The 13030-nt window shown below is 63.4% G+C and carries 14 protein-coding genes; 3 read left to right on the top strand and 11 right to left on the bottom strand.

From position 1 onward, the window contains the following. Positions 1 to 5: 5 nt before the first annotated feature. A complete protein-coding gene (locus tag ACPPVP_RS21660) occupies positions 6 to 947 on the top strand; it encodes an AEC family transporter (protein ID WP_426524216.1) in 942 nt (313 codons plus the stop codon). A 175-nt stretch (positions 948 to 1122) separates the two neighbouring features. Here ACPPVP_RS21660 and ACPPVP_RS21665 read toward each other — a convergent pair whose 3' ends face one another. Both ACPPVP_RS21665 and ACPPVP_RS21670 read right to left on the bottom strand, forming a co-directional pair. Next, positions 1123 to 1566, bottom strand: coding sequence for a CBS domain-containing protein (locus tag ACPPVP_RS21665; protein WP_426524218.1), 444 nt, complete (start codon positions 1564 to 1566; stop codon positions 1123 to 1125). A 294-nt stretch (positions 1567 to 1860) separates the two neighbouring features. Beyond that, positions 1861 to 3036 (bottom strand): acyl-CoA dehydrogenase family protein, encoded by a 1176-nt coding sequence (locus ACPPVP_RS21670; protein ID WP_426524220.1) that lies wholly within the window; start codon positions 3034 to 3036, stop codon positions 1861 to 1863. Positions 3037 to 3170: 134 nt separating this feature from the next. Between ACPPVP_RS21670 and ACPPVP_RS21675 the strand changes: the two genes are divergently transcribed. Continuing rightward, the gene (locus ACPPVP_RS21675; protein ID WP_426524222.1) at positions 3171 to 4133 is read left to right on the top strand and encodes a Bug family tripartite tricarboxylate transporter substrate binding protein; all 963 of its coding nucleotides are present in this window, start codon (positions 3171 to 3173) and stop codon (positions 4131 to 4133) included. 147 nt (positions 4134 to 4280) lie between these two features. Here ACPPVP_RS21675 and ACPPVP_RS21680 read toward each other — a convergent pair whose 3' ends face one another. The 6 genes from ACPPVP_RS21680 to ACPPVP_RS21705 form a co-directional block, all read right to left on the bottom strand. Continuing rightward, a complete protein-coding gene (locus tag ACPPVP_RS21680; protein WP_426524224.1) occupies positions 4281 to 5156 on the bottom strand; it encodes an amidohydrolase family protein in 876 nt (291 codons plus the stop codon). Between the two features lie 24 nt (positions 5157 to 5180). Continuing rightward, positions 5181 to 5561, bottom strand: coding sequence for a RidA family protein (locus tag ACPPVP_RS21685; RefSeq protein WP_426524226.1), 381 nt, complete (start codon positions 5559 to 5561; stop codon positions 5181 to 5183). Positions 5562 to 5589: 28 nt separating this feature from the next. Next, positions 5590 to 6393: a 2-oxo-hept-4-ene-1,7-dioate hydratase gene (hpaH, locus tag ACPPVP_RS21690; protein ID WP_426524228.1), complete on the bottom strand. Its 804-nt coding sequence runs from the start codon at positions 6391 to 6393 to the stop codon at positions 5590 to 5592. A gap of 3 nt (positions 6394 to 6396) precedes the next feature. Next, entirely contained in the window at positions 6397 to 7257 is an 861-nt protein-coding gene (locus ACPPVP_RS21695) for a fumarylacetoacetate hydrolase family protein (RefSeq protein ID WP_426524230.1), read from the bottom strand. A 73-nt stretch (positions 7258 to 7330) separates the two neighbouring features. Continuing rightward, positions 7331 to 7948, bottom strand: a complete 618-nt coding sequence (locus ACPPVP_RS21700; RefSeq protein ID WP_426524232.1) for a flavin reductase family protein — start codon at positions 7946 to 7948, stop codon at positions 7331 to 7333. Positions 7949 to 7951: 3 nt separating this feature from the next. Further along, on the bottom strand, positions 7952 to 8929 hold the full coding sequence (locus ACPPVP_RS21705) for a Bug family tripartite tricarboxylate transporter substrate binding protein (RefSeq protein ID WP_426524234.1): 978 nt from the start codon (positions 8927 to 8929) through the stop codon (positions 7952 to 7954). Positions 8930 to 9099: 170 nt separating this feature from the next. Between ACPPVP_RS21705 and ACPPVP_RS21710 the strand changes: the two genes are divergently transcribed. Next, positions 9100 to 9894, top strand: coding sequence for an IclR family transcriptional regulator (locus ACPPVP_RS21710; protein WP_426524236.1), 795 nt, complete (start codon positions 9100 to 9102; stop codon positions 9892 to 9894). Positions 9895 to 9952: 58 nt separating this feature from the next. Here the strand turns inward: ACPPVP_RS21710 and ACPPVP_RS21715 are convergent, their stop codons facing one another. The 3 genes from ACPPVP_RS21715 to ACPPVP_RS21725 are packed head-to-tail and all read right to left on the bottom strand — an operon-like array spanning position 9953 to position 13010. Then, positions 9953 to 11044: a sensor histidine kinase gene (locus tag ACPPVP_RS21715; RefSeq protein WP_426524238.1), complete on the bottom strand. Its 1092-nt coding sequence runs from the start codon at positions 11042 to 11044 to the stop codon at positions 9953 to 9955. Further along, on the bottom strand, positions 11041 to 11481 hold the full coding sequence (locus ACPPVP_RS21720) for a response regulator (RefSeq protein ID WP_426524240.1): 441 nt from the start codon (positions 11479 to 11481) through the stop codon (positions 11041 to 11043). The genes ACPPVP_RS21715 and ACPPVP_RS21720 overlap by 4 nt, the downstream gene beginning before the upstream one ends. Further along, positions 11478 to 13010 carry a sensor histidine kinase gene (locus ACPPVP_RS21725; RefSeq protein ID WP_426524242.1) on the bottom strand — a complete coding sequence of 511 codons (1533 nt, stop codon included), beginning with the start codon at positions 13008 to 13010 and terminating at the stop codon, positions 11478 to 11480. Before ACPPVP_RS21725 ends, ACPPVP_RS21720 begins: the two co-directional genes overlap by 4 nt. Between the last annotated feature and the right edge of the window lie 20 nt (positions 13011 to 13030).

Raw genomic sequence — 13030 nt, forward strand, 5'->3', positions numbered from 1 at the left:
GCAACATGAGCACAGTGTTGATCGTCGTACCGGTCTTCGCCTTGATCGCGGCCGGCTATGCGGCGGTAGCGCTGCGTTTCATTTCGCCGACGGCGCACAAGGGCATTTCCGAGTTCGCCTTCAGCATCGCGATTCCCGCGCTGCTGTTCCGGATCGTGGTCGTCGCTGAATTTCCCGCCGTCAACGCGTTAGCAGTGTGGAGCGCCTATTATGGGGCAACGGCGGCGACATGGATCGTCGCGCTCCTGGCGTCATCCGTTCTTCGGCAATCCCGGGCCGACGGCGTGGTGCTCGCGATCGGCTCGATCTACGGCAACATCGTGATGCTCGGCCTTCCCTTGACCTTGTCGGCCCTGGGAAGTCAGGCCGCCGGTTCGATGGCATTGATCCTGTCGGTCAACACGCCGCTGCTCTGGCTTTGCGGCACGCTGCAGATGGCATGGGCTGAGCGGAAGTCTTCCGAGAGCGCACCGCTCCTTGTCTTGCGGGCCGTTCGCGAGATCGCGCGCAATCCGATCATGCTCGCTCTCGGCTTCGGCTTTCTCTGGCGCTTGACCGGATTGGGCCTGCATCCCGTTGCGGACAAGACGCTGGAACTGCTGGCGCAGGCCGGCTCGCCCACGGCGCTGATCGCGCTCGGCATCAATCTGTTCGGGTTCAGGATCAAGGGCCAGGCGCTCGCGATGGCCGTCATGTGCGCGCTCAAGCTGCTGGCGATGCCGGCCATCGCCGCGGTCCTTGCGTTCTACGTCCTGGCGCTGCCGCCGATTTCCGCGGCCGTGGTTGTGCTGTTTGCCGCGATGCCGACCGGCGCCAATGCCTACATCTTCTCGGCCCAGTACGGACGGCTGAACGAAGCCGTCTCCGGCGCCGTGGCGCTCGGGACGGTCCTGGCCGCGGTGACGTTGCCCGTCATCGTCGCATTCTTGACGGTAGGGCTGCGTTAGGCCCTCGGCCCGCTGCTGATCGTGATGTCGTGGCTGTGGGTGGTGTGATCGAGCGCCCAGGGGCGCTTACTGGCAGATCAAGCTTGATGGATGCGCGTCAATCGATGTCCGCTATGCAACAAAATCTGCCACAAGCAGACATACGCGGGGGGACGACGGCACCGCGGTTCGTCTTTCAGCCCCCGGGGCCGTCCTTCATGATGTATCCCATCAGGTCGTCCACGTTGTGCTCCAAATCCCGGATGATGTCCTTGACGACGTCTCCGATCGAGATCACGCCCACGACCTTGCCCGCGTTCAGCACTGGCAGGTGGCGAAAACCGCGCGCAGCCATCATTGCCATGCAACCTTCCAGCCGATCGTCCGGCTTGACCGTCACCGGGTTGCCCGTCATCACTTGGCCCACCGGCGTCTGCTTCGCATCGAGCCCGGGCAGCAGCACTTTGATGGCGCAGTCACCTTGGGTCACGATACCGACCAGCACGTCGTCGTCGATTACCAGCACCGCCCGGACCCGGTTTTCGTGCATCTGGCGCAAGGCTTCGACGACCATGTCGCCGGAACGAACATGGATCAGGGCGCCACTCTTCCGGGCCAGAGCGCTTTTTACTGTACTCATCGATCTCCTCCTGCAGCGGTCGCGGATGAGTTGTTATTCTGCGACATAGAATAGCACCGCAATTAGGAGCGCAATGGGCAACGCTGCCCCGAATACCACCGCGAATATATTGAATGCAGTGTCTTTGCTCATCCCCTCAGAATGCACGCAGCCCCATTTTGTTTCTGCGCGTGTTGTCGCAGCTCGGCGCGTGACTTACGGCTCGGGTCATTCGCCCCGTGAAGCTAGAAGCAGACATAACCGAAACTGCGAGATAGCAGCAGATTGGCCTCCGGGTATTGGCTCTCACCGCAATCAGCCGCCGTTCATCATGTCATAGGCCAGCAGTTCGGCGCCTGCATCCGCCGCGTCCATGATCCGCTTGCCGATCAAATCGCGTAGTGTTTCGGTGGTGCCGCCTCCCAGCGTGCCGTAGCGCGCGCCGCGATAGAGGCGCGACACCGCGTACTCATCCGTGAAACCGAAACCGCCATGCAACTGGATCGCCTCGCTGGTGACGCGGTTGGACATCTCGTTGCACGTGATCTTGGCCACCGCCGCCATCAGGGGATCTGGAAACGGACTGGCGGTGATACAGGCGCGATAGAGGATGCTCCGGGCCGTCTCGATCTCGCGGTACATCTCGGCGAGCTTCCACCGTACGCCTTGATAGTCGGCGATCGGCTTTCCGAACACGGTCCGGTCCCGGACATAGTTACGGGCTTCCTCGAAAGCGCCTTCGGCGAGCCCAAGCGATATGCTCGGATTGAGACAGCGTTGTGTATTGAAGGCGGTCAGCAGCTTTCGAAAGCCGTCATCGCGAATGACGAGATTCTCCAGCGGCAATTCGCAATCGTTGAACTGGATCTCGTGGAGGTTTTCGCCGCCCATCGTGTGGTAGGTTCCGGTCACCTCGAAACCCTGGGTGTCAGGCTCCAGCAGAACGCAGCCGATGCCCTCGCGGCCAGGTTCGCCGTCGATCCGCGTGAAGATGACGAACATGCCGGCCTCCCTGGCCCGGCTGATCAGCGTCTTCGTCCCGTTGAGAATGACGCGGTCGCCCCTGATGACGGCGTTTGTCCGGTAGTTCGCGACGTCGGTGCCGGCGTGCGGTTCGGTCATGCAAACGGCCAGGATGCAATCTCCGGAGATGACTTTCGGGAGGATGCGCGCGCGGATGGCATCGGGAGCGTAGGTCGCGATGACGCGGGTCTGAACGCCGGCCTCGCCGAGCGTCGCCATCGCGGTGACATAGCAAGTCTTCGCAATCTCCTCGAGCACCAACGCCGTATCGAACACCGGCAAGCCAAGGCCGCCATATTCTTCGGGGACCGACATGCCGAGCACACCGATCTCGGCAAGCTTCTTCATGTTGGCCCAGGGAAACGTCCCGTCCATGTACTTTTGCGCGTTGGCCTTGAACTCCCCTTGAGCAAGCTCGCGTACCGCGGCCACCATCCGTCGCTGTTGTTCAGTGAGCTGGAAGTCCATCGTTTGTCCCTTGCGCTTGTCCCTTGCAGTGAAATCGGCTGTGACGGCTGAAAATATCGGTCGCGGGCGGCACAATTATAGGTCATTCTCGGCCGCGCGCGTGGGGTAACATCATGCGCCGGGAGACGCCTGCCATGATCAAGGCTGCAGCAATGTTGGCCGCAACGCTTGTCCTCGCAGGCCCGGCAGCACGCGCGCAAACCTATCCGTCCAGACAAATCACCCTGATCATTCCCTTCACGCCCGGCGGCTCGAACGATCTGGTCGGGCGCGCCATCGGCAAGAAGCTTTCCGAGGCGTGGGGGCAGCCGGTGGTGGTCGAAAACCGCGGTGGCGGCGGCACCCTGATCGGCAGCGCTGCCGTCGCCAAAGCGACACCCGATGGCTACACGCTGCTCCTGGTGTCTCCGACGTTCACCATCAACCCGGCGACCAGGAGGACCATGCCGTTCGACACGGCGAGGGATTTCACGCCGATTGCCTTCATGGGCCGCGCGCCGCTTCTGGTCACAACATCGAACAAGCTGCCTGTGCAGTCCGCCGGCGAGCTATTTGCCCTGGCCAAGAGCAAGCCTGGCCAGATCACCTACGCCTCCGCAGGTCTTGGCAGCATCAACCAGATTTCAACCGAAGTGATCGCGCTGGCGGCAGGCGTGAAGCTCGCGCATGTTCCCTACAAGGGCGGCGCACCGGCGCTCAACGATCTCGCCGGCGGCCATGTCGACATCTACGTATCCAGTATTCCGCAGGCACTCCAGCTCGTCCGAGGCGGCCAAATCAAGCCGCTTGCGGTGACGAGCAGCCGGCGAACGGCGCTGTTGCCCGACGTGCCCACGCTTGCGGAGTGCGGGACACCGGGCGCCGATGCGGAAACGTGGTGGGGCATCGTTGGCCCGGCCGGGATGCCTGCGGATGTCGTTCATGCGCTGAACGCGGAGATCAACAAGATCCTGATATCGCCCGAGCTCGTCACGTTTCTCACCAATGAGGGCGCCGAAGCCGAGCCCATGGCTCCACAACAGTTCGGAGACATGATCCGCCGCGAGATCGCGCGCTGGACCAAGGTCGCGCACGAGGCCAATGTTTCGATCGACTAGCGTCAAGGCGACATGCCTCTCTTCCCCGACCACGTCCGGTTTGGGACATTCGCGATCGGGTCGAGCCAGCAGCAATGCAGGCCATGGCCGCTATGCCGCCGAAAGCGCAAGCCATCTCGTATCCGGCTGCGCGCTTATCAACGCCACTTAATCCTTGAAGCCGAACAGCCCGGCCGGATTTGTCACCAAAATCTTCCGCAACTCCGCCTCGTCCGCGACGTAGCTGTAGAGCAGTTCGAGCAGATCGGCGTCGTTGGGCGGCTGCACCACCGAAACCGGATGCGGCCAGTCGCTGGCCCAGACGCAGCGGTCGGGGGCGGCTTCGATGTAGGCGCGCGCGATCGGGATGACGTCGTCCCACGGCTTGCCCTTTTTCGAGGTCTTTTCGCCGAGCGACAGCATCACCCAGAAATTGCCCTTCGACAGCAGCTCCAGCATCTTCTGCAAGTTCGGATCTTCCTTGCCGCGTGCGGGGTCAGGGCGGGCCATGTGGTCGATCAGCACGGGCAGGTCGAGGTTTTCGTATTTGGCGGCGCTGGAGACGATGCCGTCCTTCTCCGGCTGGATCTTTGCGTACCAGCCGAGTTCGCGCATTCGTGCGATCGCTCGGGCAAAATCCTTGTCCGAGAGCACCGCGCCGAGTTCCTGTCGGAAGCTGAAACGCGCGCCGCGCACGCCGGCGTCGTTGAGCTTGGCAAGATACGTATCGCTGGCTTCGGCAAACACTAGCGCATTGGCGCAAGCGCGATAGTTCGGCCCCATCGCCGCGAGCGCGTCGAGCACCACGGAATGATCGGCGCCGTAAGTCGTGGTCTGCACGATGATGCCGCGCTCGATGCCGAGCGCCTTGTGGACGCGCAGAGCGGCCTCCCAGGTCGCGGTCGGCATCTGGTAGGCGGCGCCCGGCCGCACCGGGTATTTCTCCAGCGGCCCCAGCACGTGAAACTGGCTGTCGATGGTCTTCGGCGGCGGTAGCTTTGAGGGGCGGCGCGGGTTCGGATCGAAGGGGAGATAGGTCGGCATGTCGGGTTCCTTGTTCGAGCGCGGTCAGCCGATCACGGCGGTGAAATCGCATTGCACGAGCGCGCCGTTCTCCATGTCCATCTGCAGCGCATGACGGGCAGGGCGCGAATGCTCGTCGGGAAACATCTTCAGCCATTCGACATTCACCGGTGCGCGCTGGGTGCGATCCTGCAGCCACACCGTCATCTTGATGATGTCGGAGGTCGTCCCGCCGCCGGCTTGCACGATCGCCTTCATGTGGCCGAACATGTTGGCGCACTGGTCTTCGATCTTTTCCGGCATCTTGCCAGCGGCGTCGCGGCCAAGGATGACGCCCGACATCAGGAGATTGCCGATGCGGCAGGCGTTCGGAATGGGATTGGCGTGCTTGAACTCGCCGATATGAATGCTCTTGCGCCTTGTCATCGCTGCTCTCCCTGGGACGCTTTCTTGTTCAGGCGAACTGGCAGGACACCGATCCGAACTGGCCGTAATCGGCGTGAAACGTGTCGCCCTTGAGGATGTCGACCGGCCGGGTAAACGATCCGGCCAGCACCACTTCACCGGCTTCGAGATGCTCGCCCTGGGCGGCCAGCCGGTCGGCGAGCCAGGCCACGCCGTTGGCGGGATGGTTGAGAACGCCGGCGGCGATGCCGGTCTCCTCGATCTGGCCATTGCGAAACAACAGCGCGCCGATCCAGCGCAGGTCGAAATCGAGCGGCCGAATGGGCCGGCCGCCGACAACCAGCGCGGCATTCGCGGCATTGTCGGAGATCGTGTCCATCACCTTGCGCGGCGCCTTGGTCTCGGGATCGACGCGGTGCATCCGGGTCTCCAGGATTTCGAGCGCCGGCGTGACGTATTCGGTGGCATTGAGCACGTCGAACAGCGTGCAATTGGGTCCCTTCAAGGGCGCCTTCAGCACGAATGCCAGTTCGACCTCGATACGCGGCGCGTGGAAACGGGCGAACGGGATCGGCGATGCGTCCGGATAGAACATGTCCGCGAACAGCACGCCGTAATCCGGCTCCGAAATGCCGACGGCGTTTTGCATCGCTTTCGATGTCAGGCCGATCTTGTGCCCCCTGACGACTCGGCCGCGGGAGAGTTGCAGCTTGGTCCAGGCACGCTGGATGGCGTAGGCGTCCTCGATCGTGAGATCGGGATATTCACGCGTGAACGCTGGGATCAGCGACTTGCTGCGTTCGGCGTCATCCAGGCGCTGCGCCAGCCGTTCGACGGTTGGTTGATCGAGCATCGGCTACTGCTCCTCCGCCACGGTGTTGCGGAGGATGCCAATCCTAGCGGATTCCACCTCGACGACGTCGCCGGGCTTGAGCCAGCGCGGCGGCGTGAAGCGGGCGCCGGCCCCGGTCGGGGTGCCGGTCGCGATCATGTCGCCGGGTTTGAGGGTGGCAAAGGTGGAGAGGTAGGCGATCAGGAAATCGAACGGGAACATCAGCCGTTCGGTGGAATCGTTCTGGCGCACCTCGCCATTGACGCGGGTAACAATGTCATGAGGCCCGCGCGGATCGCATTCGTCCGAGGTGACGATCCACGGCCCGATGCTGCCCGAGCGGTCGAAATTCTTGCCTTGCGTAACGTTGAACTTGCCGTGGTGCAGCCAGTCGCGCACGCTGCCCTCGTTGCACAGCGTCATGCCGAAGATGTGCTCAAAGGCGCGCTCGCGAGGAATGTGCCGGCCTTCCTTGCCGATCACGATCACGAGCTCGCCCTCATAGTCGAGCTGTTCGGAGATCTTTGGCTTTTCGATCGGCTGGTTGGAGCCGACGACCGAGGAGGGATTGCGGACAAACAGGCTCGGATATTTCGGCAGGTCCGAATTGTCCTTGTACTCGGCGTTGCGATCCCTGTAGTTGACGCCGATGCACCAGAGTTTTTCCGGATAGGGGATCGGCGGCAGCAGGACGAGATCGTCGAGTGCATGGGTCGGCTTGAGGCTGGCGACCATCTGGCGCGCAACTTCCAGACCGTCCCTGGCGATCAGGCTCCGAAGGTCCGGACATTTCGGTCCGAGCCGTTGGGTGAGGTCAACCACGCCGCCGGGTACGGCCGCGCCGTAGCGCGGCTCTCCTTCCACCAGATAGCTCACCAGTCGCATTGTCGTCCTCTTCGAGAATTCTGCTTCGATCTGCGTCCGACGTCAGCAAGCTCGCTACGGATTGCCGCCGCCGCTAATCGGTCGATTTCGGGGTTTGGAAGACGCCGCCTAGCGTCACGATCTCGCCGAGCCGGGCGTAGCGGGGCCCACCGATGCGGGCGATCGGGTCGAGCGCTTCGGTCTCGACCTTGCCGTTGTTCACGAGACCGTCGCGGATGTGGAACATCACCACCTCGCCGACGATGAGCCGGCTGCGCGCCTCGCCGAATTCGAGACATTGCCGAAACACGCATTCCATCGCGACCGGCGCGGCGGCAAGCCGGGGCACCTTGACGCGCTCGCTGGGACGCGTTTCTAGTTTGAGCTCTTCGACCTCGCTGACTTCGGGCGGATGCTCGACCGAACTGTCATGCACCGCACCCATCAGCGGCATGTCGGCGATGTGGATGACGTACTCCTCGGTGTCGAGGATGTTGTGCGCCGTATCCTTGTAGTCGGGGCCCTTGCGACCGACGCTGATGGCCAGCATCGGCGGCTTCTGCGAGACGAAGGTGAAGGCGCTGAACGGGGCGAGGTTGAGCACGCCCTTGCGCGACAGGCTCGTCACCCAGGCGATCGGACGCGGCACCACGATGCCGGTCATCAGCCGGTAGATCCGCTCCGCGCCGAGGTCGCCGGGATCGATCTGCATGGATCAGTCAGCCTTGATGTTGGCTTTGCGGACCACGGGAATCCACTTGGCATCCTCGCGTTCGAGGTAGCTCGTGAAATCCGCTGGCGTCATCGATACCGCCTCGGCGCCGAGGGCGTAGAACTTCTCGACGATGGCCGGATCTTTCAGGATCTCCGCGAGAGTCTCGTTCAACTTGGTCACGATCTCGGCCGGCGTGCCTGCTGGCGCGAACAGGCCGGTGAAGGTCTGGCCGTCAAATTCCTTGTAGCCGAGTTCGGTGAAGGTCGGCACGTCAGGAAGCCAGGAGGCGCGGTGGCCGCCGGTGACGGCGAGCGGGCGCAGCATGCCGCTCTTGATGGAAGGCAATCCGACCGAGATCTGGTCCAGCGCGAATTGCACCTGTCCGCCGATCAGGTCGTTGAGGGCAGGCGCGTTGCCGCGGTAGTGCACCGTCAGCCATTCCAGGCCCAGCTCCGACTGCATCAGCTCGCTGAGCAGATGGTTGGTGGTGCCCTGGCCGGGAGACGCCATCGTCAGCTTGCCGGGATCGCGGCGCGCAAGTTCGATGAATTCCTTCAGATCCTGGGCCGGCACCGAGGGATGCACTTCGAGTACCAGCGGCGTCATCGTGATCGAGGTGATCGGGATGAAATCCCGCTTCCAGTTATAGGCGTCGCGCTTGGCGATCTCTGGTGCGAACAGCACGGGGCCGTTGGCGCCGACGAACAAGGCGTAGCCGTCGGGTTTCATTTTCGCGAACGCCTCACCGGCGATCAGGCCGCCGGCGCCGGCCTTGTTCTCGACGATGAACGGCTGGCCGAGCTTCGCCTGCAGCCTGTCGGCGATGACGCGCGCCGCGCTGTCGACATTTCCGCCGGCCGGATAGGGCACGATCAGGCGGACCTGCCGCGCGGGCCATTGCTGGGCGTCGGCCGGTGTGTTCAACGCCACCGTGAACAGTGCCGATACAGCGATGCCTGCGATCGCGAAAAATTTCATCGCATTCTCCCGAAAAGCGACACATCTGCCGCTTACATTTTGTTTTGCGCTTAGCCCCGTCCCAGCGGCATGCGCATGTCTTGTTCCGCGCCGCGATGTTGCGCGCGGCCCTTCCGCTGTCGACCAAATTGTGGTGTTTTTGTCCACATTGTGGACAGCGGACAACGCTTATGACAAACGGTCGGTTAAAGGCGCGCGGGCGAGCGCCGCGGCAGGGCGGGCAGGCGATCCGCCGCGCGTTGACCGTGCTGCGGACGCTCGCGATGGGCGGGGAAAAAGGCGTACCATTGGCTGAGATCGTGCAGGCGACATCGCTTGCGCGCCCTACCGTCCATCGCATCGTGCATGTGCTGATCGAGGAGGGGATCGTCGAGCGCAGCGAGCGGACGGGAAATTACGTTGTCGGCCGCCAGGTGCCCGAACTGGCGCTGGCGCGTCCATCGCGTTCACCCCTGATGGTTGCAGCCGAGCCGTATCTCGCGGACGCGTCGGCGCAGCTCGGCGATACCCTGTTCTTCACGGTGCGCACCGGGCTCGACACGCTATGCGTGGCCCGCCGCATCGGCGGCTATCCGATCCAGGTGTTGTCGATCGAGGTCGGCGTGCGGCGTCCGCTGGGCGTCAGCAGCGCTGGCGTAGCGATACTTGCCGCGATGCCCGCTGCGGAGGCACGCAAGATCGTGCTCGCCAATGAAACACGATTTGGCGCGTATCGGACCGATACCGCCACCGTGCTCGGGCAGATCCAGCTCGCGCGCCGCCGGGGCTATAATCTGCGCGATGTCGGCCTGGTGCAGGGAACGAAGTCGCTTTCGGCCTGGATCCGGACACCGGACGGCGAGCCGGCCGCGGCGATTACGCTCTCGGCCATCCGAAGCAGGTTGAGCCCGCGCCGCGCGATCGAGGTGGCGGACGTCCTCCTGGCTGCTGCGCGTGCGATCGAGGCGGCGACGCCGCGCGACTAGATTTTTATGGGACGCGTTTTCTCGACGCGAACCGGTATCAACTGCGCTTGAAGACGCTCTAGCCTGCCGCCGCGTTGGTCGATTTCGGCGCCACTGCCGGGACGCGGCGGAAGCGCAGCATGATCCTGGTGCCGTGATGGTTGGGATCGCGCTCGGCATTGGCATCCAGCTTGGCGGCCATTGCGCTCACGATGCGTTGTCCCATGCCGGTGGAGCGCGGATCGGTCTTGACGTTGAGGCCGACGCCGTCGTCCGCAATCGCGACCACGAGGTCGTCGCCGTCAGCCTTCAGCTCGACGTGAATCGGACCGGCGCCGTCGGGATAGGCGTATTTGACGGCGTTCATCACCAGCTCGTTGACGATGATGCCGATCGCCACCGCGCGGTCCGGGTCGATCTCGATCGGTTCGGCCTTGAGCGTCAGCCGCGACATCTTGTTGCCCTCGGCCGAACGCCGGAGGTCTTCCAGCAGGGCTTCGAGATACTGGTTCAGCAACACGCTCTTGAGATCGTGCGAGGTGTAGAGGCGGCGATGGACCTGGGCGACGGCGGCGACGCGGCCCATCGCGTTGGTCAGCGCCGCCTTGACGTCGTCCTGGGTGGTCGAATTGGCCTGTAAATGCAGCAGCGAGGCGATGATCTGCAAGGAGTTGCCGACACGGTGGTTGACTTCGCGCAGCAGCACCTCGCGTTCGGCGGCGAGCGCCGCATAGCGGTCGCGCGAGCGGTGAACTTCGGCTTCCGCCTCGTCGCGAGCCCGCTGAAGCTCGGCCTGCCGCAGCGCGCCGTTGACGGCGACCTGAAGCAGCGGAATGAAATCGCCCTGCGTATCCTTGACCAGGTAGTCGGCGGCGCCGGCTTTCAGCGCCGTGACGGCGATTGCCGAATCCTGCGAGGCCGTGACAAACACCACGGGCGGCGCGCCGGCTATCGCCATGATCCGTTCCAGTGTTTCGAGACCGTCGAGGCCCGGCATGTACTGGTCGAGCGCAACCGCATCGATGCCGCCTTGCGCCAGCCGGGCCAGCCCTTGCTCGCCGCCCGCCGCGTGAATGACGTTGAAGCCTGCGCGCGTCAGGCCGCGGTCGACCAGCCGGGCGAGGCCAGCGTCATCGTCGATATACAGCAGTGTCGGCGTCGCAGGTTTCATGTGGCGGCAGGGGGCACCTGGATGACGGAAAAGAACAGGCCGAGCTGGCGAATCGCGTTGGCGAAGCTTTCGTAGTTCACGGGCTTGGTAATGTAGACGTTGCAACCGAGTTCGTAGCAGCGCTTGATCTCGTGGGAATCGTCGGTCGTGGTCAGGACCACCACCGGCGTGGCCTTGAGATATTTGTTTTCCTTGACCCGCTTCAGAATGTCGATGCCGGTCGTGTCGGGCAAATTGAGATCGAGCAGGATCAGGAGCGCGTTGCCTTTGTGGTCGAGGCCCGTTCCATCCTTGCCAAACAGATAGTCCAGCGCGGCTGTACCGTTGGTGAACGGGATTATCTCATTGTTGACACCGGATCGTCGGATATTTCGCTCGATCAGGCGGGCATGGCCCTCATCGTCCTCGATCATGATGATAGTGACTGGATTGGTCATGTCCGTGTGTTCCGATTACCCGCAGGCCAGTTAATAGGCAGCGTGATCGTGAACGTGCTGCCCTGGTGAAGTTCCGACGCGACCGACATGGTACCTCCGAGGCGACGCACAAGGGCGCGGACATGGGCAAGGCCGATGCCCTGTCCCGGCTTGTCCTGGGTTCCCGCCCGGCGGAACAGCTCGAAAATGCGCTGATGGTCCTTGGGATCGATACCACGCCCATTGTCCGATAACTCGAAAATCGCAAAACCGAGCTTGGTGCGGCCGCGCACCTTGATTTCGCCGGGCACCCCGGTCTTGAGGTATTTGAGCGCATTGTCGATCAGATTGGAGAAGATCTGCTCCAGCGCAAGGCGATCGCTGACGATATTCGGCAGCGCGTCGATCCGGATTTCGGCCTGCGCTTCCGCGGCCTGATGCGCCATGGTCATCACGACACCCTCGATCAGCTCCTTGGTGTCGATCCAGGCCGGCTCGAACTCGCGCCGGCCCTCGCGGGTGAGGCTGAGGATCGCCGATATCAGCCGGTCCATCTTGCCGATCGATGACTTGATGAAGCTGAGCGCCTCGGAAAAATCTTCCGAGAGCTGCTTGTCGGAGCCTTCGAGCGCGGGCTCGGCGGTATCGGTGGCGTTTTCGGGGGTGGGCGGTGCGGCCGACTGCTCGCGCGACAGCGTTGCGATTCGCCTGAAGATGTCGCTGCGCAATTCCTCCAGCTCGCTGGTGAAGCCCATGATGTTCACCAGCGGTGAACGCAGGTCGTGGCTGACGATGTAGGCGAACCGTTGGATCTCGTCATTGGCTTCGCGCAGGTCCGCGGTGCGCTCGTCGATCGTGGCCTCGAGGTTGAGGTTGTTGTCGCGCAAGCTGGCTTCGGCCTCGTCGCGCGCACGCGACGAGCGCCGCACCAGGAAGATCGAGAAGCCGGCCAGTGCGATCACGAGACCGGAGCCGGCGATCGTGACCGAGGAGGCAAGTACCTGCGTTCGATCAGCGTCCACGGTCCGCATGGCGAACAAACGATCTTCCTCGGCGCGCATATCGCGCCCCGCCTCGGTGATGGCCTGCACGGCGCCGGTCGAGGTGCCGTTGCGCAAGACCGTAACGCTGGTGGCGACGTCGTTGTTCTTGATGCGATCGATGCCGCGCGCGAATTCGGTCAGACGCTGCTCGACCGCCCGGCGCAGCTTGGTGTAGTTTTCGACCTGAACCGGGTTGTCGCTGGTAATTCTCGCCAGTTCATCGGCAGCAGGCAGGATGTTGCCGGCCGCGGTTTCGTATTCGGCAAGGAATTGGGGCGCCGATGTCAGGAGATAGGCGCGCGTGGCGCTTTCGGCGCGACGGATCTCGAGCAAGAGGTTGGCCAGTTGGCTTTCGGCCTCCACCGTATGCACGACGAGGCCACTGGCATCGCGAGCCTTGTTGACCAGGACGACGGAGGTGACGCTGATGGCGACCAGCACCAGCAGTCCCGCTGACAGCAGCAGGATTTGCCACACAGCGCGCCGACGCTGAGCTTCAGCCGTCACGACGATCTCGCGTCATGCAA

Origin of the sequence: Bradyrhizobium sp. McL0615 (assembly GCF_049993905.1) — a bacterium.
Taxonomy (GTDB): Bacteria; Pseudomonadota; Alphaproteobacteria; order Rhizobiales; family Xanthobacteraceae; genus Bradyrhizobium.